At 65.0% G+C, this 19,885-nt stretch carries 17 protein-coding genes; 8 read left to right on the plus strand and 9 right to left on the minus strand.

From position 1 onward, the window contains the following. Positions 1-50: 50 nt before the first annotated feature. Positions 51-542 (minus strand): hypothetical protein, encoded by a 492-nt coding sequence (locus tag ELEN_RS01375; RefSeq protein WP_035576727.1) that lies wholly within the window; start codon positions 540-542, stop codon positions 51-53. 83 nt (positions 543-625) lie between these two features. Here ELEN_RS01375 and ELEN_RS01380 point away from each other — a divergent pair, with 83 nt between their 5' ends. Next, positions 626-1,945 carry an MFS transporter gene (locus tag ELEN_RS01380; protein ID WP_226844242.1) on the plus strand — a complete coding sequence of 440 codons (1,320 nt, stop codon included), beginning with the start codon at positions 626-628 and terminating at the stop codon, positions 1,943-1,945. On the opposite strand, the gene ELEN_RS01385 is transcribed toward ELEN_RS01380, so the two are convergent. Both ELEN_RS01385 and ELEN_RS01390 read right to left on the minus strand, forming a co-directional pair. After that, on the minus strand, positions 1,942-3,111 hold the full coding sequence (locus tag ELEN_RS01385) for an Mbeg1-like protein (protein WP_009608095.1): 1,170 nt from the start codon (positions 3,109-3,111) through the stop codon (positions 1,942-1,944). The two genes, ELEN_RS01380 and ELEN_RS01385, sit on opposite strands and share 4 nt — an antisense overlap. An 88-nt stretch (positions 3,112-3,199) precedes the next feature. Further along, positions 3,200-4,699 carry a helix-turn-helix transcriptional regulator gene (locus tag ELEN_RS01390; RefSeq protein WP_009305849.1) on the minus strand — a complete coding sequence of 500 codons (1,500 nt, stop codon included), beginning with the start codon at positions 4,697-4,699 and terminating at the stop codon, positions 3,200-3,202. A gap of 227 nt (positions 4,700-4,926) precedes the next feature. Between ELEN_RS01390 and ELEN_RS01395 the strand changes: the two genes are divergently transcribed. Together ELEN_RS01395 and ELEN_RS01400 are read left to right on the plus strand one after the other, a co-directional pair. Beyond that, on the plus strand, positions 4,927-6,870 hold the full coding sequence (locus ELEN_RS01395; protein ID WP_009305851.1) for an FAD-binding protein: 1,944 nt from the start codon (positions 4,927-4,929) through the stop codon (positions 6,868-6,870). A 133-nt stretch (positions 6,871-7,003) separates the two neighbouring features. Next, positions 7,004-7,897, plus strand: a complete 894-nt coding sequence (locus ELEN_RS01400) for a hypothetical protein (RefSeq protein WP_009305853.1) — start codon at positions 7,004-7,006, stop codon at positions 7,895-7,897. A 1,271-nt stretch (positions 7,898-9,168) separates the two neighbouring features. On the opposite strand, the gene ELEN_RS01405 is transcribed toward ELEN_RS01400, so the two are convergent. The 6 genes from ELEN_RS01405 to ELEN_RS01430 form a co-directional block, all read right to left on the minus strand. Continuing rightward, positions 9,169-9,681 (minus strand): Asp23/Gls24 family envelope stress response protein, encoded by a 513-nt coding sequence (locus ELEN_RS01405; protein WP_009608111.1) that lies wholly within the window; start codon positions 9,679-9,681, stop codon positions 9,169-9,171. Between the two features lie 96 nt (positions 9,682-9,777). After that, a complete protein-coding gene (locus ELEN_RS01410) occupies positions 9,778-10,224 on the minus strand; it encodes a DUF2273 domain-containing protein (RefSeq protein ID WP_009305857.1) in 447 nt (148 codons plus the stop codon). Positions 10,225-10,235: 11 nt separating this feature from the next. After that, positions 10,236-10,856 carry an alkaline shock response membrane anchor protein AmaP gene (gene amaP, locus ELEN_RS01415; protein ID WP_009305858.1) on the minus strand — a complete coding sequence of 207 codons (621 nt, stop codon included), beginning with the start codon at positions 10,854-10,856 and terminating at the stop codon, positions 10,236-10,238. A 185-nt stretch (positions 10,857-11,041) separates the two neighbouring features. Then, positions 11,042-12,028 (minus strand): hypothetical protein, encoded by a 987-nt coding sequence (locus tag ELEN_RS01420; protein WP_009305859.1) that lies wholly within the window; start codon positions 12,026-12,028, stop codon positions 11,042-11,044. Then, a complete protein-coding gene (locus ELEN_RS01425) occupies positions 12,025-12,543 on the minus strand; it encodes an RNA polymerase sigma factor (protein WP_009305860.1) in 519 nt (172 codons plus the stop codon). Before ELEN_RS01425 ends, ELEN_RS01420 begins: the two co-directional genes overlap by 4 nt. Before the next feature lie 210 nt (positions 12,544-12,753). Further along, on the minus strand, positions 12,754-13,149 hold the full coding sequence (locus ELEN_RS01430) for a molybdenum cofactor biosynthesis protein MoaE (RefSeq protein WP_009305861.1): 396 nt from the start codon (positions 13,147-13,149) through the stop codon (positions 12,754-12,756). A 731-nt stretch (positions 13,150-13,880) separates the two neighbouring features. Between ELEN_RS01430 and lysA the strand changes: the two genes are divergently transcribed. From lysA to ELEN_RS01455, 5 genes are all read left to right on the plus strand, one after another. After that, positions 13,881-15,236 carry a diaminopimelate decarboxylase gene (gene lysA / locus ELEN_RS01435; RefSeq protein WP_009305862.1) on the plus strand — a complete coding sequence of 452 codons (1,356 nt, stop codon included), beginning with the start codon at positions 13,881-13,883 and terminating at the stop codon, positions 15,234-15,236. A 16-nt stretch (positions 15,237-15,252) separates the two neighbouring features. Continuing rightward, the gene (locus tag ELEN_RS01440) at positions 15,253-16,536 is read left to right on the plus strand and encodes a homoserine dehydrogenase (RefSeq protein WP_009305863.1); all 1,284 of its coding nucleotides are present in this window, start codon (positions 15,253-15,255) and stop codon (positions 16,534-16,536) included. Positions 16,537-16,686: 150 nt separating this feature from the next. Then, positions 16,687-18,789: a sensor domain-containing protein gene (locus tag ELEN_RS01445; RefSeq protein WP_009305864.1), complete on the plus strand. Its 2,103-nt coding sequence runs from the start codon at positions 16,687-16,689 to the stop codon at positions 18,787-18,789. Between the two features lie 221 nt (positions 18,790-19,010). Then, positions 19,011-19,427, plus strand: a complete 417-nt coding sequence (locus ELEN_RS01450; protein ID WP_009305865.1) for a hypothetical protein — start codon at positions 19,011-19,013, stop codon at positions 19,425-19,427. Positions 19,428-19,436: 9 nt separating this feature from the next. Further along, complete coding sequence (locus ELEN_RS01455; protein WP_009305866.1) at positions 19,437-19,877, plus strand: MarR family winged helix-turn-helix transcriptional regulator; 441 nt, start codon at positions 19,437-19,439, stop codon at positions 19,875-19,877. Positions 19,878-19,885: the final 8 nt, after the last annotated feature.

Raw genomic sequence — 19,885 nt, forward strand, 5'->3', positions numbered from 1 at the left:
TCCTGCGCATCATCCAGTCCGTTCCCTCTCCGAAGGCCGAGCCTTTCAAGCTATGGCTCGCCCAGGTTGGCGCCGAGCGCATCGAGGAAACCGTCGATCCCGAACAGGGAATCGATCGCGCGTTCGAGCTGGTGCTCAACATGCTTGCCGATGCGCTGAGCGACGTCGAGGCCCTGGAGGCGGGGATGTCCAGCAGCACCGCCCTGAGCGATGTCAGCACCCAGGAGCTGCTCTCGCGCCTTCGCCGTCGGACATCCCCAGCCCATTGAGCACGTAGGAGTCGCTGGACGTCCAACAGCGGTTCGCATCCTCGCACTCTTCGCTGCAAGCTCCGGGCGCGAATCGCCGGCGAGCGGCATCGCCCGTGTGCGCTCGTCGGCTCTGCGCAGCGCGGGTTCGCCGTATGTTGGCGGCTTCGTTCGGGCGCGATCGGGCTTGCCGCTCGCGTGCTTCTTCGCCGCCGCTTGCGGGTCGCTTTCGTTCTCTGCTGCTCGCTGACCGAGCGAGGCGCTACGCCCGCCATCGGTCGGCTTCGGCGGCATCGGTTCCGTGATTGAATGGCGCATCTTTTAACCGAAAACGCTCGAAGGCCTGGCGGCCCCAGAGCGGAGAAGGGAGTATGCGCATGCGGCAGCACACGACGAACCAAACAGGCGGTGAACGGCGTTCGCGCCGATTGCATCCGGCATGGCTCATCCTCATCGCCTGTTGCTTCCTGCAAGCGGGAGGCATGGGCACCATCAACAACGCGGCGGGCATCATGGTTCCCGCCGTGCTGGGCGATCTGCAGTTCTCGCAGGGCAGCTTCATGCTGTACTTCACGATCCAGGGTTTGTGCATGACGGCGGCGCTTCCCGTGGCGGGGAAGCTGTTGCCGAAGGTGAGCATGCGCGTGCTGGTGAGCGTCGGCATGGTGGCGGCCGCGCTGGCGTTCGCGTCCATGGGGCAGTTCAACGCGGTGTGGCAGTGGTACGTGGCGGGGGCGGTGCTGGGCGTGGCGGCCGCGTTCGCGTTCCTGCTGCCGGCACCCGTCATGATAGGCAACTGGTTCAAGAAGAAGGCGGGCCTTGCGATGGGCATCGCCATGGCCTGCTCGGGCATCGGCGGGGCGGTGATGAACCCGTTGGGCGGCGCGCTCATCCAATCGTTGGGATGGCGGCCCACCTATGCGGTGCTCGCCCTGATCGCAGCCGTGCTGGTGCTGCCGTTCTCGCTGCTGGTGATGAAGTTCAAGCCGGCCGACCCGCGCGATGCCTATGGAGCCGACGAGGTGGAAGACACCCCGGCGAGCAGCGGAGCCGAAACGGCGTCCGGCGTCTCGGCGGCTCGCGCCGTGCGTTCGCTGGCGTTCGCGTGCGTGTTCCTGGTTGCGGGATTCCTGTCGCTCGAGAGCGCGTTTTTGCAGCTGATGCCCACGTACGCCGGCACCGTCGGGCTCGCCGCCGTCGCAGCGTTCCTTCCTTCCATCGCCATGATCAGCAACATCGTGGGCAAGCTGGTGCTGGGGTGGCTGGCCGACGCCGTGGGGCCGCGCAACGCGACGCTGTGCGGCTTCGGCGTGGGCGTGACCGCGTTCGCGCTGTTCCTAGCCTCGAACGGCAACGTGGGGATGGTCATGGTGGCGGCCGCCTTGTTCGGCGTGCTTACGGCGATGGTGACGGTGAACGTGCCGCTGCTGGTGCGCAGCGCGTTCGGATCGAAGGATTACGGCACGCTGTTCTCGTACGTGAGCATCGGCACATCGCTGGTAGGCTCGCTGGGCATTTCGGTGTATGGGTTCCTGTTCGACCGCTTCGGCTCGTACGATCCCGGCCTGATGCTGGGCATTGGCACGGGCGTTGCGAGCGCCGCGCTGCTGCTGGTGGGTATGGCTGCGGCAAAGCGCCTGATGGGCGCCGCGCACGTGCGAAGCGGCGCGGTGCAGGCGGAGGAGCCCGCGTTCTAAGAGCGCGCTTTTTTCTTCGGGACGATGCGTTCGACGATGCCCTGGGTGACGCGGTGGCCTGCCAGCTCGGCAAGCGAGCCGAGGGCGCCGACCAGGGTTTCGCGAGCGGTCCCGTCGATGTTCTTGGCCGCCTCGCTCAGCAGGGCCACCGTTTTCGCCCCGCCGAAGAAGACCTCGGTGGCGTTCTGGGCGCCCGAGGCCTCGACGGCTTTGAACAGCGCGTCGACGATGGCCGCCGCTTCCTCGTCGGAGTAGCGCGCCAGCCATTCGGTGAGCAGCGCGTCGGTGAACCGGGCGTTTTCGGTGAGGTTGTCGAGGTAGACGAAATCGTCGCCGTCGACCTCCCACGAGAACGGGCTGTGCTGCAAAAGGCCGCGCTCGGTGCTGTGCACCACGAGCGGCGGGGTGTGCGACTCCATGAGCATACCGATGACGGAGTCCTGCGGGACGGTGCGGTGGATGCGGCCGTCCAGCTTTCTCCAATCATCGGGCGAGAACGCGCCCGCTTTGAAACCGGGGCCGTCGTGCGTGTACACGCGCTCGATGCGGTCCTGCACAGCGGCGGACGCGTTCAGCGCGGCGTACAGCGCGAGGTTGGCGCCCTTCGAGTGGCCGCCCACGAACAGCCGGCGAGGCAGGTGCGGCGCTACGGCCTCCAGGTAGCGCGCGGCTTGCTCCTGGGCGGGCACGGGCGCGGTGTAGCACATGTTGAAGTTCTCGCGCCAGCCGGTGATGGACGTGTCGGTTCCGCGGAAGCCCACGTAGGCGAATTCCTTCTTGTAGACGAACGTCATGGCGGCGAACTGCGTCTGCCGCTCGGTATCGAACAGGCTGAGGTAATCGCGGATGACCATGTCGCGAAACCGCGGGCTGGCGGCGAGTGCCAGCATATTTTCCTTCACGCGGCCAGGGATGAGGCCCGAGAACATATGCTCATAGTGTTCGGCACGCAATGTATCGAGGAAGTGGGCGGGGCGTCCCGAAGGGGATAGCAGGTTCTTCACGATGGTGCCGAGCCTGCCGAACGCCTTGCGCTCGCGCAGCGGCGGCACGATCCCTTCGGCGCGCACCATGCAGAACTGGGAAAGCGCCGCCGAATCGACCGGGTTGAACGGCTTTTCCTCGAATGAGGCGAACTCCGTGCCGAGATAGTCGAGAATGTTCATGCAGCAGCGCTCCTAGCATCCGATACCGCCTGCGTCGCCTCTCATCATACCGCGTCTCGGGCGCTGCCGGCCTTCAATCTGCCGACCTTCAACCTCTCGGCGTTTCGTCGTCGATCATGGCGAGTAGCTCCTCGCGCGAGTTGATGGCGAGCTTCGCGTAGATGTGGCGCACGTGGGTGCGCACGGTGTTCTCGGAGATGTAGAGCTTCTCGGCCACATAGCCGTGATTGTAGCCTCGTCCCAGGTAGTACAGCACCTCGCGCTCGCGCGGCGACAGCCCCCGTTCGGCTGCCAGCGTGTCGCAGCGGCGGTGGATGTACGTGCGCGAGTCGTCCGCGCCGTGAGGCTCGGTGCGCCGGCCTTCGCGCTGCCGCGAGCCTTGCGCGAACGATATGGCGATGAGCGCCAGGTACACGGTGAGCATGATGAGACAGATCGTGCGGCCGTCGGTGCCGATGACGGCGATGCCGCACAGGCCGGCCACGAACGCGAGCGCTAGCAGCGCGAGACAGGCCGGGAATACGAACGTGGCGGCAAAGGGCACGCTGCGGACGGCGCTGGCCATGCTGCACCAGATGGCCAGCGCGATCACCGCGAAGCTGGCCTGGGTGAGCACGTCGATGATACCCGCTGCGACATCGCTGTCGGAGCTGATGACGGGCAGCGCGAGCAGAAGCGCCACGGCGATGGGATACACGGCCTGGTTGAGCAATCTGAGCGGCGACGAGTTTGCCTTGCGCAGCACGAACAGCGCGACGACGATGGCCAGCAGCGACGGCCCGATGAGCGATTTCCACGCTCCCAGCGGATCGGGCAGGCGCATCTGCTCGCTCGAGATGACGGGATCCCAGGTGAGCCCGAAGATGAAGCAGGTGATGCACGCCCCTACGAGGGGCATCCACAATATGGCGGCTGCCTTGCGCAGCCGGATGCGATGGTCATCCTCGCTTGCGCTTTCGGCGCCGGCGGGGTGCGGTGCCGCAGTCTCGTCGTTGAACGTGCGGGCGACGAACAGCAGCGCCACCGATGTGACAAGCGAGCATGCGATCAGCGCCAACCCGATGGGAGAGGGGGAAAGCGGCTCGGCCGCGAAATGGACGACTGCTGCCGCCACGATGCCCCATGCGCTGTTGAACAGCAAATTCTCCGGTTCGAGCCGCGCGAACACCGAGCCCCACGCCGTGGCGAGCATGGCAAGTCCCGCTCCGAACGCCAGGCCGAACATGGCGGGCTCGGCGAACGGCAGCGTCAGCTGCGTGTACAGCGGCAGCATGAACTGCACTCCGATGGCGACCAGGCAGGCGCCTGTCACCAGAGGCGCCGTGCGGGTGAGGTCGGGCGTGCGTCGATCTGCGCGCTTGGCCAACATGGCCAGCGCGGCGAGCACGATGCCCGCGCCCGTCAGCCCCCAGCCGGCGTACACCGCGAAGGGGTGCAGCGAGGGCGTCGCGCCCGTTCCGTGCTCAGAAAAGAAGCGGATCGCATTGAGGAAGACGGAGAACAGCAGTCCCGCGCCCAGCAGCGCGGGCTTGAACGAGACGGGCGCCGGAGACGCCTGCTTCGAGTCGTGTTGTTGCGCGCTTTCCATGCCCTCCCTGCAACGTCTCGGCGTTTTCCCTCGTAGATAGCGCAAATCACTAAATTCAGCTATAGGGTGGGCGCGTGCGGCGCACCCTGCGGATTCCGAAATCATCGCTTTCAGTGATGGCGAAACCCCGGCCTGCACCGTAGTGTAGCCGAACGTCCGGCGCCGCACAACAGAAGCGGGCGACGCCGGGATCGGAACATGGGCACATGATTGAAGGGAGCGGGAACATGGGAACCACCTCGAAGCACAGCTGGTCGCGTCGCGACTTCTTGAAGGGGGCGGCCGCCGGCACGATGAGCGTCGCCGCGCTGGGAGCGCTGGGCGGATGCTCGCCGCAGCAGTCGGCCTCCACCGCCTCGGCGGCGGCCGCCGATTCCGGCGAAGCGGGCACGTACGACGTGATGCAGGAGCTGTCGACGTTCAACCGCGGCCAGAATGCCAGCGCGAAGGCGCCTACCACGCCCGAAGAGTACATCGCCCTCAAGGGCGACGGCGTGCTGTCCGCGGGCGGCGGCTGCGAGCAGCTGGGCATCAAGCCGGCCGACTTCATGCTGAACAAGCCGGCGTGGTTGGGCGACGCGCCCGTGGTCAGCGACATCGCCGATACCGAGGACTGCGACGTGCTGGTCATCGGCGCGGGCAACGCGGGCACCGTGGCGGCGCTGCGCTGCCAGGAGGAAGGCGCGAACGTCTTCTTGGCCGATATGCAGACCTACGACGAGTACGACGAATACGCCTGCGACATGGCCTGCTACAACTCGAAGCTGTTCCTGGACAAAGGCACGCCCGAGATCGACACCACCGAGGTGTTCAACGAGTACATGCGCCTCTCGCGCGGCCATGCGCACCAGAAGATCGTGCGCGACTACGCCATGCGCTCGGGCGAGATGCTCGACTGGATGGTGGGGCACATTCCCGCCGAGTACGTGGAGAAGTATGCGAAGACCTCGAACTACAAGGGCAACGACAACTTCAACGGCGAGTGCTGCGGGCAGAGGTCGTGGCCGGCCATGACTCAGTGGCGCGACGAGGAATCCAACATCAACATGTGGCCGTTCGTCATCCGCTCGGTGCACGCGGCGTTCGAGGAAGCCGGCGGCACCATCAAGTGGGGTTACCAGGGCGTGGTGCTGGTGCAGGACGGCGACGCGGTGACCGGGGCCGTCTTCCAGGATGTCGACGGCGCGTACCACCAGATCAACGCGAAGGCCGTGGTCGTGGCGGCGGGCGACTTCGGCGGCAACCCCGACATGCGCCTCGACCTGTCCGACCAGATGCGCAACCTGGCCTGGTCGTACGGCAACGACCGCACCGACGCCACCAGCATCGGGGGCATGGGCCGCGACGGCTCGGGCATCCGCATGTGCATGTGGGCCGGCGGCACGATGGAGGGCGGCCCCCGCGCCGGCCAGGCCGCGGGCATCAACGGTGTGCCGGGCTTCGCGTTCGGCGGCGCATGGCCGTGCTTCGGCAACGACGGCAAGCGCTTCATGAACGAGACCATGGTGAAGCACGGCTCCAACGGCTACCTGGACATGCTTCCCGAGGGCCAGCTGCTGGTGAACGTGACCGACGCGAACTGGGAAGAGTACCTGTCGCACCAAGGGTACGGCCACGAGACGATGGACCGCAGCTCGGACTACATGGTGGAAGAAGTGCGCGAGAACATGGCGAACTACAAAACCGGCAAGGACGGCTTCGACGTGCGCGCCTTCTCCCGCTTCGGCAAAGAGTACTCCACGGTGTACGCTGCCGACACGCTTGAGGAGCTGGCCGAGATCGTGGGCTACACCGGCGAGGCCAAGACGAACTTTCTGGCCGAGGTGGAGCGCTACAACGAGCTGTGCGCGAAGGGCCACGACGACGACTGGGGCTGCGACCCGCAGAACCTGCTGCCCATCAAGGACGCTCCCTTCTTCGCCTCGTTCGGCACCACGGGCGGCAATCCTTCCGGCGGCCTGTGCCAGCATGCGGCCATCTGCACCGACGGCCGCTACCAGGTGCTCACCGGCGAGAAGCAGCCCATTGCGGGCCTGTACGCCGCCGGCAACACCTGTGGCCAGCGCTACGGCATCCAGTACGCCACGCCCACGGCTGGCAATAGCTGCGGTTCGGCGCTGACCTCCGGCTACTGCGCTGCCGAAAGCGTCATCGAGGACCTGAAGGCGTAAAGCGGCCCGCAACCGATTCGGGGCCGGTTGGCGTATCCCTCCTCTCCCTCCCCGATGCCAGTCGGCCCATAGCGCGCGGCGGCTGCTTTCAAGTGGCCGCCGCTCCGCGCGAGCAGAAGAAGGAGCAACGATCATGACAGAGAAACGCGATGCGATCGTTCAGGTGTCCGTCCCGTTTTGCGTGGACGATCGCGCGCTTCGCCGCGAGGGCATGATCCTCGGGTGGGATAGCGCGCGCATGGCGCGCTACGCCGACGCGCTGGTGGCCGAGATCGAGGCGAACGCGGGGCAGTTCGACGATTGCCTGGTGCGCGCCGTGCAGCTGGGCGGCGGCGTGGCATCGAACGCGGGCGCGGACATCGCGCGCATCGTGCGCGCCGTGCGGCAGGTTTGCGACGTGGCCGAGGACGCGCCCGTCGCCATGCGTTCGTCCATTGCGAACGTGAGCGGGGCGACCATGCCGTTTTTCCGACGCGCCGGGGTGACGCGCTTCGACTTCGAGATGCTGTCGCTCAACCCCGTCGACTTCGTGCGGCTCAATCGGGTGGACAACCTGAACGATCTGCCCATTATCTGCGACCATTTCCTGCATTCGTACGCGAACGACACGTTGGGGCTGGTGCTGGCGTTCGGCCATGATGCTTCCGAGGGCGGGGACGGTGCGCTCAACGTGCGGCGCACGGCGCTGGCGGCCGCGCGCTCGCATGCGACCCACGCGGAGCTTGTGCGGGTGGCCGATGAGCTGGCGGCGGGTTGCGACGAGGTCGCGCGCCAGCTGGACGAGATGCGCGGCGCGTTGACCGAGCATGGCTTCATGGAGTACCTGCCTCTTCGCTTTGCGCGCGCAGGCAAGGAGGACCGTTTCGCGCAGATGGCGGCCGCTGGCGTGCCGCAGATCGGTTTCGGCTTGGGTGCGATTACGCGTATCGACGGAGCCGAGAGCGTGAACACGCGCGACTTGGCGCGCTACTGCGCCGCGGAAGGCGACTTCGCGAAGATCACCGAAGAAGTGCGGAAAACGCGTTAGGCACCGTTGCGGAGGAGCGGTTGCTTCCTTATAATAGCAGGCGAGCCGCAGGGAGCGGCTAACTCCCCACGGCTCTCGAACTCGCTACGGCGGTTCGGATGTTATTGTGCGCCCGGTTCGTCCCTCTGGGACGACCGGGGTTCGTCTTTCGACCACGCTTGAAGCGCGAGCGAGGCCGCCCCGACCGCCAAGCTGCCGAAAGCAGCTACGAGGCCGAGAACCTGCAAGATAACTCCGGTAAGGCTGAGTACAATACCATCCATGGAGGACACCCCCTTCCGTATATCTAGAATTCGGAAATGGATGTAAAGAGGGTGTGTCATCCTCCCCGCCTGGCGGGTTCGTGCTTCTTAGTATAACAACCCCATCTCACGTTTTCATGGCGCACATCCAGCGCAGATCTTCCTCGATCTTACTGAAATCCCACGCGTTTACAGTGCGGATTCCACGTTTCTTGCCGCTGTTTCTCGCGCGGATTGCACGCGCTTTGCCCTTCGTTCCCGCGTGGATCTTGTCGAAGCCGTCGCGGCGTTGCTCGGCTTCGAATATTTCACGTGAAACATTCGCTCTGGCTGTCCGTTTGACGCGCAAGCTCCGGCCGCGCGGCGTGTCGCCTAGGCGCCGCGTCTCTCAAAGCGCCGTGCCTCGTGCATCCGGCGAGGCCACCGATGGCGAAAAAGCATTGAATTCGGAAATTGCGTAGCGAACCGCAGACGTGCTGGTAATCCCAATCTATCATAGTCCCAGGTCATGAGATCGCTTGCTTCCGGCGCTGCTCGGCGGACCCATCCCGGATGACGCGATCGCTTCCGAATTCGATGTCTTTTTGCCATTCGCTGCCCTATCGGCTGCTAAACCAGGATCGACATGCACCGCCGCGCGCCGCTTCCCCTGTCGGGCGGCTGGCGATCGGGCGGGACGGGCTCCTGGCCGATGGCCGAAGAGGGCTTCCGAGCCGCCGGCGAGCTTTCGCGGGGCGGGCCGACCCGGGCTATGTCAATTCTGGTTTGACAGCGGAGGGCAGGTGGGCTGACCGAAATGGCCCGCAGAAGGGCACGCACGCCGCGCGCTGCGCGGGGAGCGGGATGTCGGACGCGGTAGGATGTCGGATAGGGGAAGCGAAAGGGTCAGGATGATATTTGAGGGCAGGCGAGCAATCCGGCCCCGCTCGTTAAAAAGCCCGCCGCGCGGGAGGCGCGACGGGCTTGCAACACGGGGTGCGGAGCGCGGACGGGACGGCTCCGCAACACGACGCTGAGGGCGAACCCGGTCTAGTTGGCCGAGTCGTCCTGCTGCCCGTCGTCGCTGTTGGACCCGTTTTTCTGGGCGTACTCTTCCGGAGTCATGACGTCCACCACGTTCACGGTCATCTCGACCACGTTGAGGCCGGTCATGTCCTTGAGGTCGCCGCCGACAACCTTTTTGATGTCGTCGAAGATCTCAGGGGCGGACTTGCCGTACTCCATGATCACGTCGAGGTTGATCTTCGCGTTCGTGTCGTCGACGATATCGGCGTCCACGCCCTTTGTCTTGTCTGCGCCGCCCAGGCCTTCCTGGATGCGGGAGAGAACGTTGCCCTTCATGTCGATGATGCCGTCGATCTTCTGAGCGGCCATGGAGGAGATCTTCTCCACGACGTTCTCGTCGATGACCAGTTTGTACACCGGCTCGGCGGAGACGGAGTCGGCCGTGGCGGCATCGCTCTTTTTCTTATCGGCGTCCATATCGGAGTAGGGGTTGTAGGTGGAAGAGGTTGCTGGCTTGGTCATAGTGCTCTGGGTCATGGTAGTTCCTTTCTGTAGCATGATGGATCGGGGGGGCGAACGCCTCGTGCTGCGCGAATCTCGCAGGGGGATGGGCGCGGCACGCGAGGCGTTTCGCTAGTTGAAACGTTCGAGGACCTGTTTCATCTGCTGGCGCGTCTTGCGGTCGCCGTCGCGGTACTTGCCGATGACCACGCCGATGGCGGCGAACACGGCCAGCAGCACGGTGGGCCAGAATCCCACGATGAGGATGAGGGCTGCCGCGACGAAGCCGATGATGCCGTACAGCACCGCATGGCTGTGGTTCTCCACGTACGGCGAGAACGCGCGCTTCATGCTGGCGTACACGCCCTTGTCGCGCTTCGTCTCGGCCGCTGCATTCGCCAGCACGTCGGACGGTGTGTCGGCCGTACGCTGCGGAGCCTTCTGCTCGTCGTGCTTCTGGTTCGAAGACGCGTAAGCGTTCGTCGTTTTCGGCTTCTGCTTCGCCGCCTGCGACTGCTTGGGCGCCGACTTCGGAGCCGGGGTGGCCGCAGGGTGGATGCGCATGGTGGACTGAGTCATCGTCGCATCACCTACTCGACCACGTGGGCGGGCACCGGTTTGGTCTGGTGCTGACGGCGCGTGTCGTCGGTATACTTCGTGGCCTGCTGCGTGAACGCGGGTGTAACCACGTCGGCGTCGCCTGCGAACGTGATGCGCACGGAGTCGACGGGGTAGCCGGTGAAGGCTTCAAGCGTCGCGGCGATCTCGTCCTGCAGCTTCGCGCCCAGCTGTCCCAGCTCGGCGTTTCGACCCGGATCGATCTTCGCGTGGATGCTCATGCGCGGGTCGTGCTTGTTCGTGATGTGAACCTTGACGTTGTCCGTGGACAGGCCGTGATGGCTCTCGACGACGTGCTTGACCGTGGACTGGATGGCGTTCTGCGTGATGGCGATGCTGCCGTTGTCGCGCTCAAGCTCCAGCTGCGAGTTCTTGCCCGGAGCAGTGATGGCGCGAATCAACACGACCAGCAGGCCCAGCGCCGTGATGCCTAGCAGAACGGCCTCGACGACGAAGAACCACGGCATGCTCATGAGCCAGGCGATTGCCGGGAACAGCGGTTCCCAGGCGAACCAAAGGGCTGCGAGCACGCCGATGCCCAGCACGGCAGCAACGACGAACACGATCATGCAAAAGCGTTTGAACTTTCCCATAGATGCCGCCTTTCTTCTAGAATGCGCACGCCCGATGGCGGTGCGCTGCCGGATAGAGTGGGACTACTCTAGAAGAAAGCCGCAACGGGCGCGCCTGGCCGCGCAAAAGTGCCGCCAGCCGTTTGCCGTGTTGTTGAGCACCCGTACCCCTTTGCATGTCCGACGGCTCGGTAAAGGGGTTCGGGTCAGTCTATTTGCGTGAACCTGAACAGCTGCGGACGGGCTATGGGCTCGGTCGGGCCGGGGTTCGCCTCCTCTTCCGCGGCTTGCGCGCGCAGGGCTTCGCCGTAGGCGCGCAGCGTTTCCTCGAGGTTGTCGACCGGGGTTATGACGTAGGTTTTCGTTTCGGTCGTTCCATCGTCGTACGTGGCCGTCACCTTGAGACGCGCCTGCGCGATCATGTCGGCGTATTTGCGGATGAGCAGCGCATTGAGGTTTTCGTGCATATTGACGTCCCATTTTCGACGATCGCCGTAGAACTCTCCCGTCGTGGCATCGTACAGCTCCGCCACCTCTCCCTCCAACGGGAACGAAACGCGCAGGGCGTGCCATATCTCGGTCTTGTTCGCGTTCTGCTCGTCGTAGTTCACGGTGAAGCTCGTGGTGCGATCTTCCGTATAGGGGTCGTCGCCCTCCTGGTAGGAGAATTCGGGCATGCGGGCGTTCGTGTAGAACAGCACGCGGTCGCCTTCCACCGTGTAGGTGAGCGAAGCGACGTTCGTTCCCGTGCAGGAGAGGTCGAACAGATGGGCCACTGAGAGGTAGCGCTGCCCCGAGTCGGGCGCGTTGTCGGCGTTGTTCGGATCTATCTCCGGGTCGCTGCGCCACACTTTCGTGAAGCCGCCGTATCCGAAGTCGTCTGTGCCCGCATCGAGGGCGAAGGAGTTTTTCGCCGTCGCATTGTCGAGTTGCTGCGAGATGGCGAACGCGACGCCGCTCGCAAGGGCAAGCACGCAAGCGGCTGCGATGACGGCCGTGACGAAGCGGCGCGTACGATAGCCGCTTTGGTTGCAGGTGCGCGGTCGGCGGGTAGGCTTCGCGTGCACCGCCTCCGCTGTGCGCAGGCGGTGCGCCTCGCGCATCACGCGATCGTGCACGCGGCCTGGCATCTCTATGTCGTCCATCAGCGCGCGGTACTGGTCCTGCTCGGGTGATTGTCCTGTCCGTTTCAAAGGATGCCCCCTTTCCCCAGCATCTTCCCGAGTTGCGTTCGAGCCCGGCTCAGGCGCGAGCGAACCGTAGCGGGCGCGCAGTGCACGAGGCGGGCGATTTCCTCGGTCGAGAATCCCTCGTAGTAGTGCAGATGCACGATCAGGCGCATCTTGTCGGGCAGGCGTCCTAGCGCTCGTCCGAGCTCGCTGTCCTGCAGGGCGCGTGCCGCATCGTCGCTGCGAGGATCTTCGCGGCCCGCATCGGGAACCGCGTCGGTGAGTTCGGCGCGTCGTTTCCAGGCCGAACGGTGCAGGTCGCGGCAGCGGTTGATGGCGACGCAGAGCAACCATGCCTTGAGATGCTCGTCGTCTTTGAAAGCGGTTGCGTCTTTCAGCAGGCGCAGGAACACGTCTTGGCAGATGTCTTCCGCGTCGTGCGGGGACTGCGTTTGGTTGAGGGCCAGGCGGTAGACGGTGCTTCCCCAGGTGCGCATGGCGCGCTCCATGAAGTCGTCCTGCCTGAGCGTTGGTTGCATACGGGGTATCGCCTCCTTGCCACCAACACGAAACCGGCTTCGGAAATGTGCCCGGAATGAGAAAAAAGCGGCGAAGCGGGATTTCTCGCCGCTTCGCCGCCTGTGAGCGCCGCCGAAGGGCGGCCTTATGTCGCGGGATCGCCTTTTCTGGCGGTTCCGCGCGACGAGACCTTTTCGCCGAGCTGCCCTGTTGCGTCCGCCGCCTTCGCTTTACGCGTAGATCTCTTTCTCCTCCACGAGGTCGTTCTTGATCTTGCCCACCAGCTTCTGCAGCGCGTCGATGCAGTTCGGTCGGATGTCGGCGCCGATGAGCACGTACATGATGGAGTCGCCCACGTTGAGCACGCCCTCGTTCAGCCACGTGCGCACGTAGTATACGCCCGGCCAGGTGAGGGCCTCTTGCACCGCTGCCTCCACGCCGGCCGCGTCGTAGGAGAATTCCACCTGGGCGACCTCGCCCAGGCCCTCGACGCCTTCGCGCACCTGCTTCTTCGGCGTGATGCGCACGATGCCGTTGTGGGTGAGGTACATGCCGCACTGCGCGGCGTTCGGATCCTGCTTCGCTTCCGCGAGCCATTGATCGATGGACGGTTCCTGCTGAGCCATGCCGCTCCCTTCCTCGAGGATGATCGCCCCATTATACGCCATTGAGAATCGTGGGAGACGTTGCCATGAAGGGGCCTTGCCGCCGTCGGCCATCGCGTACGGCTCGTGCGGGCTCGCTTCGTCATCGACCTGACGGCGGATTGGGAAGCGAGGCGGCAGAGATCGCGCGCTATGCACGATTATCGGGGCTCGTCTTCGAAGGCGAAGAAGGAAAGCCCAGGTCGGAAGAAACGACGATGGCGGAGAATCGTACATAGCGCGCGATCTCTGCCATGCGGAGACGATCCATCGCGGGACCCTGCCGGCACGGGCACCATCCTGCATCCCGCTTCGACGCGCACAGATGTTTCACGTGAAACATCTGTGCGCGGGCGGGAGCGAAGGGACGCGCGGGCGGGAGCGAAGGGACGCGCGGGCGGGAGCGAAGGGACGCGCGGGCGGGAGCGGGACGCGAGGCGCGGGGAGCATAGACGCGCACATGGGGCGCGAAACGCGGGGAGCGGGCGGATCCGAAGATGTTTCACGTGAAACATCTGTGCGCGTTGGTTAGAAAGCAACCGTCGACCTTCCATAACGTTCCCCCTGCATGGAGCGGCGCTTCGGCCGGCTTCCAAAAGCCGTTTAGCGCCTGCCGCAGGGTGGATGATTGCGACATTTTCGATCAGGGTGTCGCCGTGCGCGAGCGGGGATGATAGACTAGGCGAATCCCCAGGACGCACGAAAGGAATCGCATGTCTCTTCCCGCAGCCGACTTGAGCAAACAACCGGACAACCGCACCACCATGGAGCTGGGCGCGGTGCTTCCCTTGACCGCCGAGGTGAAGGACGACCACCTGTATGTGGGCGGCGTCGATATGGTGGAGCTGGCGCGCGAGCAGGGCACGGCGCTGTACGTCATGGACGAGGCGGACATGCGCACGCGCATGGAAACCTACCTCGCGGCGTTCCGCAGCCGCTATCAGAACTCCGATGTCGTGTACGCCAGCAAGGCGTTCCTCAACAAGGAGGCCGCGCGCATCGTAGCCGACGAGGGGCTGTGCCTCGACGTGTCAGGCGGCGGCGAGCTGGCCATCGCGTTGGCCGCGGGCTTCCCGACCGAGCGCATCTTCATGCACGGCAACAATAAAACGCCGCGCGAGCTGCGCGAAGCCATCCAGGCGGGCGTTGGCCGCATCATCATCGACAGCCGCATCGAGCTCAAGCGCATCTCCGAGATCGCGGGCGAGCTGGGCGTCGTGCAGCCTATTTACATGCGCATCACGCCGGGTGTCGAGGCCGACACCCATCAGTACATCCGCACGGGTTGCGAGGACTCGAAGTTCGGCTTCACCATGCGCGACGACTTCGCCTACGGGTGCGTGAAGGACGTGCTGGCGGCCCCGAACGTGAGGCTGGCGGGTCTGCACTGCCACATCGGCTCGCAGATATTCGCGCTGCATTCCTACCCTGAGGCCGTCGAGGTCATGGTGGAGCTTATGGCGCGCATCGAGGAAGGGTACGGCTATCGTATAGAGGAGCTGGACGTGGGCGGCGGCCTGGGCATCGCCTACACGGCCGACGACAAGCCGGCTTCCATCGACGAGTTCGCCGAAACGGTCACGTCGGCGGTGCACGCGGCGTGCGAGAAGTTCGGCGTGCCCGAGCCGCGCCTGCTCACCGAGCCGGGCCGCAGCCTGGTGGCCACGGCGGGCGTGACGCTGTACACGGTGGGCATTCTGAAAACGCTGCCGGGCATCCGCAAGTACGTGGCGGTGGACGGCGGCATGTCCGACAACATCCGCACGGCGCTGTACCACGCCGATTACGAGCCGGTCATCGCGAACAAGGCGGGTCAGCCGCGCACCGAGATCGTCACCATCGCGGGCAAGCACTGCGAAAGCGGCGACGCCGTGGTCATCGACATGCCGATGCAGCACCCCGACCTGGGCGACATCGTCGCCGTCTTCGGCACGGGCGCGTACTGCTACACTATGGCCAGCAACTACAACGGCCAGCCGCGGCCGGCCATCGTGTTCGTGAAGGACGGCCAGGCCCGCGTGACCACGCGACGCGAAACGTACGAAGACCTGATGAGCCGAGACATTTAGGAAAAGGGAGCGCAGCATGACGGTAAAACTGGGACTGGTGGGCACGGGCACGGTCGGCGGCGGGTGCATCGACATCCTGAAGAACCACCGCGAGGATTTCAAGCGCCACTACGGCATCGACGTGGAGCTCGTGCGCGTGTGCTCGCGCAACCCCGAGCAGGCTATCGCGCACGGCGTGGAGGACATCTTCACGCAGGATTACCAGGACATCCTGAACGATCCGGACATCGACATCGTGGTGGAGCTGATCGGCGGCACCACCGTGGCGCGCGACATCGTGGTGGGCGCTCTCAAGGCGGGCAAGAACGTGGTCACGGCCAACAAGGCGCTCATGGCAACGTACGGCGAAGAGGTCATGGGCGCGGCCGACGAGGCCGGCAAGGAGATCGCGTTCGAAGCCAGCGTGGGCGGCGGCATCCCCATCATCGACCCGATGAAGCACTCGCTCATCGCCAACGAGATCAGCTCGGTCATGGGTATCGTGAACGGCACGACGAACTACATGCTCACGCGTATGGTGGAGGACGGGCTCAGCTACGACGCCGCGCTCAAGGAGGCACAGGAGAAGGGCTTCGCGGAGGCCGACCCCACCGCCGACGTGGACGGGTTCGACGCCGCCGCGAAAATCGCCATCCTCGCGTCCATCGCGTTCAACTCGCGCGTGACCATCGACGACGTGCACACCGAGGGCATCCGCAACGTCACCACGATGGACTTGGACGCAGCGCGCGACATGGGCTACTGCGTGAAGCTGCTGGCGCTGGCGCACCGCACCGACGAGGGCGTGGACGTGCGCGTGCATCCCACGATGCTGCCGCTGTCGCACCAGCTGGCCACCGTTGACGGCGTGTACAACGCCATCTACGTCACAGGCGACGCCGTGGGCGAGACGATGTTCTTCGGCGAGGGCGCGGGCGCGGGCCCGGCCGCCAGCGCCGTGATGGGCGACGTGGTGGAAGTGGCGCGCCATGTCACGCTGGGCGTGGGGCCGCTGGTGGGCTGCACCTGCACCGACGAGCTTCCCATCGTGCCGATGGACGACCTCAAGACGAAGTACTACATCCGCTTCAAGGTGGCCGACCGCTCAGGCGTGCTGGCCGCGATGGCCGGCGTGTTCGCCAAGCACAACGTCAGCGTGTACTCGGTGGTGCAGCGCGGCAAGAAGGAAAGCGGCCAGGTGGATCTCGTGTACGTCACCCACACCGCGCGCGAGAAGAGCGTGCGCGACGTGCTGGCCGAGATCGCCGAGCTCGACGACGTGCTGCGCGATGAGCCCAGCGTCATCCGCGTGGAGGAGTGATCCTGCGCGCACATCGACGCCCCTCGAACGGCCTCGCCTCGTGCGGGGCCGTTCGTTTTACACTACCCCCTTAGCAGCGACCTGGGCTTCCTCTATAATCATGCCTTATCAGAGGGCATATTGGCACATCGGGGACAGAGAGGGGCGCTCGTGCAATTCGCAGTAGATTCGCTCCTCGACGGACTGTCCGAGCTCGTGTACATCAGCGACCCCGACACCTATCAGCTGCTGTTCGTCAACAAGGCCGGCAAAGAGGCTTACGGCCAGGACATCGCCGACGGAACGCACCTGTGCTACGCCGCGCTGCAGAACCGCACGTCCCCCTGCCCGTTCTGCACGAACAACCGCCCGAGCGGCGGCGCGTTCCTCGAATGGGAGCACACGAGCCCCATCACGAAGCATCACTACCTGTTGCGCGACAAGCTGATCGACTGGAACGGCAAGCAAGCGCGCCTCGAGATCGCGTTCGACATAACCGATCACGACCGCGAGAAGGAATCGTTCAAGTTCCTCGCAAGCGCGAACGGTTTGAACGTCGAATGCATCCGGGTTCTGGAGAACGACGATCTCGATGCGGCGCTCAACGCGGTGTTGGGCATGGTGGGCGAGTTCTTGCAGGCCGATCGCACCTACATCTTCAACATCGTGAGCCATCGCATGTGGAACGCCTACGAGTGGTGCGCGCAGGGCGTGTCTCCCGAGATCCAGAACCTGTCCGATTTGCCGTTGTCGCTGATCGATCACTGGATCGAGCGGTTCACCCGCGGGGAAGCGGTCATCATCAACTCGGTGGACGACCTGCAGGACGGCGAGCGCGCCGACGAGTACGAGGCGCTGTCCGTCCAGGGCATCCAGTCGCTCGTGGTCGTTCCGCTCGAAGTGGACGGCAGGCTCGTAGGCTATATGGGAGCAGACGATCCGAAGAAAGGCCGCCTGGAAATCATTGAGAAGCCGCTGGTCAGCCTGGCGTCGTTCATCTCCGCCAGCATGAAGCGCGCGATGGCGGAGCGCCAGGTTGACGAGCTGACCTGGAAAGACGGATTGACCGGTGCGTACTCGCGCAGCGCGTTCCATCGCGATTACGACTGCGGGACGTTCGAGAGCATCGGGTTCGTGCTGGTGGATGCCGACCGTCTTGCGGTGGTGAACCGGGAGCGCAGCCGCGACGAGGGCGACGAGGTCCTGCGGCGCATCTGCTCTTCCATGCGCGAGGTGTTCGGCGAGGGCGTGTACCGCATCGGCGACGACGAGTTCTGCGCGGTGGCCCTGCCGCTTGAATACGAGGAGTTCGACCGCATGACGCGCAGCCTGACGGCCCGCTTCGCCGAGGCCGGGCTGCCCGCTTCGGTGGGGCTTGCCTGGAGCGAGCGCTGCGAAGACGCGACCGTGCTGCTGAACACGGCGGGCGACCGCATGCGCCGCGTCAAGATCGGGCGGCATCGGGCAACCGATCTGGGCATCGACTTGGCGCAGGACGGAGCGGTGAACGACCTCATCCGCCCCGGCGGCGCGCGGGACGCGGTGGAGGCCGGGCTGCTCGACATCTTCCTCATGCCTCAGGTGGCAACGCAAACCGGTGCGCTGGTAGGGGCCGAAGCGCTCATCCGCTACCTCGACCCCGAGCGGGGGATCGAGGTGCAGCCGGCATCCTTCGTTCCCGCGTTGGAGGACATGGGCGAGATCGCCGATGTGGACTTCTTCGCCCTGACGCGCGCGTGCGAGACGGTTGCGCGCTGGCAGCGCGAAGGCCGTGCGGCAGTGCCCATCGCGGTGAACTTCTCGCGCATGACGGTGGGGGAAGAGGGATTTGTCGATCGGGTGGCGGAAACGGTCGCGCGCTTCGGCGTGGACCCGTCGCTCATCGAGATCGAAGTGACCGAGTCGGCGCGCGGGCGCGGAGGCGACCTGCTGCGCTGCGTGGCGGACGATCTGCGGGGCCGCGGTTTCAGCGTGGCCGTCGACGACTTCGGGGTGGACAACGCGAACGTGTCGCTGTTCGTGCAGCTGGAATTCGACGTGCTGAAGATGGACCGGTCGTTGATCTGGGGCATCGATGCCACGGATCGCACCATGCGCGTGGTGAGCGGCCTCGCGTCTTTGTGCGACGACCTGAGCATCGAGTCGGTGGCCGAAGGCATCGAGACCGAGCAGCAACTGGAGGCGCTGAAGACGACGGGATGCACGAGGGCGCAGGGGTATCTCATCGGGAGGCCGTCCGCTATCGACGAGTTCGAGCGGCGGTTCATGGCGTAAGGACGCGATGCGCCGCGAATGCGGAGCGCCTTTTCCTGTGGGCGCTTTATGGCAGCAACATGTCAGTTCGATGACATCGGCTCGTCTTGGTCGAAAAATAATCTTACTTTAATACTATATTTCTTCAGAGATCGAAAGCGGCCGTGCGACGGTCGGCGTCGTGCGCGGAAGCGCGTTTGCGCTGCGTGCGGCCAGGCAGGCATGAAGGAGAAGAGGTTCGCGTGAAGGGTTTTCTGGAGCGGTTGCAGTGGAAGCTGTCGGGCATGATGCAGGGGCGCCGCGGCGCCGACACATTCTCCAACTTCTTGGTGGTTGCGGGTATCGTGCTACTGTTCGCCTCGCTGATTCCTGGGCTTGACCTGCTGTCTTGGGTGGCGCTGATCGTGCTGGCGTATTCGCTGTTCCGCAGCTACTCGAAGAACATCGCCGCCCGCGACCGCGAGAACGCGACGTTCGAGCGCATCGTGGAGAAGCCGCGCAAGCAGCTGTCGCTGATGCGCAAGAAGTGGACGAACCGCAAGACCACGCGCTACTTCAAGTGCAAGGGTTGCGGCCAGGTGCTGTCGGTGCCGCGCGGCAAGGGCACGCTGCGCGTGGTGTGCCCGAAGTGCAAGACCGAGACGAAGCAGAAGTCGTAAAGGTCCGCCGTGGATATCGCAGCTTTCAAGCGCGAGCTGTTCGCCATCACCTACGACTTGCAGAAGATACTGCACGATACGATGACGCCGATCTGCCAGGAGCACGGCCTGACGTTGCAGCAGATGCACGTGCTGGTGGAGCTGATGCGCACGCCGGGTTTGACCGCGGGCCAGCTGAGCGACCGCGCCGGCATCCTGCGCACGAACTTCTCGCCCGTGTGCCGCAAGCTGGAGAATCGAGGGCTCATCGAGCGCCAGCGCAGCCAGACCGACCGCCGGTCGCTGCGGCTGCATGTCACCGACGAAGGCCGCGCGCTGTTGGCCAGCGTCGACGGCGAGGTGCAGCGTCGTTACGGCAGGGCGTTCTCGGCCGAGCCGCAAGAGACGTTCGATGCGATCCTCGAAGGTTTCCAGGCGCTCAGCGCCTTTTCGGGAAAGCTGGTGCGCTGAGGATGTTC

It is taken from the genome of Eggerthella lenta DSM 2243, from assembly GCF_000024265.1.
In the GTDB taxonomy this organism is placed as follows: Bacteria; Actinomycetota; Coriobacteriia; order Coriobacteriales; family Eggerthellaceae; genus Eggerthella; species Eggerthella lenta.

Excerpts from the sequence above, each read along its gene's own strand:
- ELEN_RS01385 (WP_009608095.1), bottom strand. The coding sequence starts at position 3,111 with ATGAACATTCTCGACTATCTCGGCACGGAGTTCGCCTCATTCGAGGAA.
- ELEN_RS01410 (WP_009305857.1), bottom strand. The coding sequence starts at position 10,224 with ATGACTCAGTCCACCATGCGCATCCACCCTGCGGCCACCCCGGCTCCG.
- ELEN_RS01395 (WP_009305851.1), top strand. The coding sequence starts at position 4,927 with ATGGGAACCACCTCGAAGCACAGCTGGTCGCGTCGCGACTTCTTGAAG.
- ELEN_RS01400 (WP_009305853.1), top strand. The coding sequence starts at position 7,004 with ATGACAGAGAAACGCGATGCGATCGTTCAGGTGTCCGTCCCGTTTTGC.
- ELEN_RS01440 (WP_009305863.1), top strand. The coding sequence starts at position 15,253 with ATGACGGTAAAACTGGGACTGGTGGGCACGGGCACGGTCGGCGGCGGG.
- ELEN_RS01390 (WP_009305849.1), bottom strand. The coding sequence starts at position 4,699 with ATGGAAAGCGCGCAACAACACGACTCGAAGCAGGCGTCTCCGGCGCCC.
- ELEN_RS01425 (WP_009305860.1), bottom strand. The coding sequence starts at position 12,543 with ATGCAACCAACGCTCAGGCAGGACGACTTCATGGAGCGCGCCATGCGC.
- ELEN_RS01405 (WP_009608111.1), bottom strand. The coding sequence starts at position 9,681 with ATGACCCAGAGCACTATGACCAAGCCAGCAACCTCTTCCACCTACAAC.
- ELEN_RS01430 (WP_009305861.1), bottom strand. The coding sequence starts at position 13,149 with ATGGCTCAGCAGGAACCGTCCATCGATCAATGGCTCGCGGAAGCGAAG.
- ELEN_RS01380 (WP_226844242.1), top strand. The coding sequence starts at position 626 with ATGCGGCAGCACACGACGAACCAAACAGGCGGTGAACGGCGTTCGCGC.
- lysA (WP_009305862.1), top strand. The coding sequence starts at position 13,881 with ATGTCTCTTCCCGCAGCCGACTTGAGCAAACAACCGGACAACCGCACC.
- amaP (WP_009305858.1), bottom strand. The coding sequence starts at position 10,856 with ATGGGAAAGTTCAAACGCTTTTGCATGATCGTGTTCGTCGTTGCTGCC.
- ELEN_RS01375 (WP_035576727.1), bottom strand. The coding sequence starts at position 542 with ATGCCGCCGAAGCCGACCGATGGCGGGCGTAGCGCCTCGCTCGGTCAG.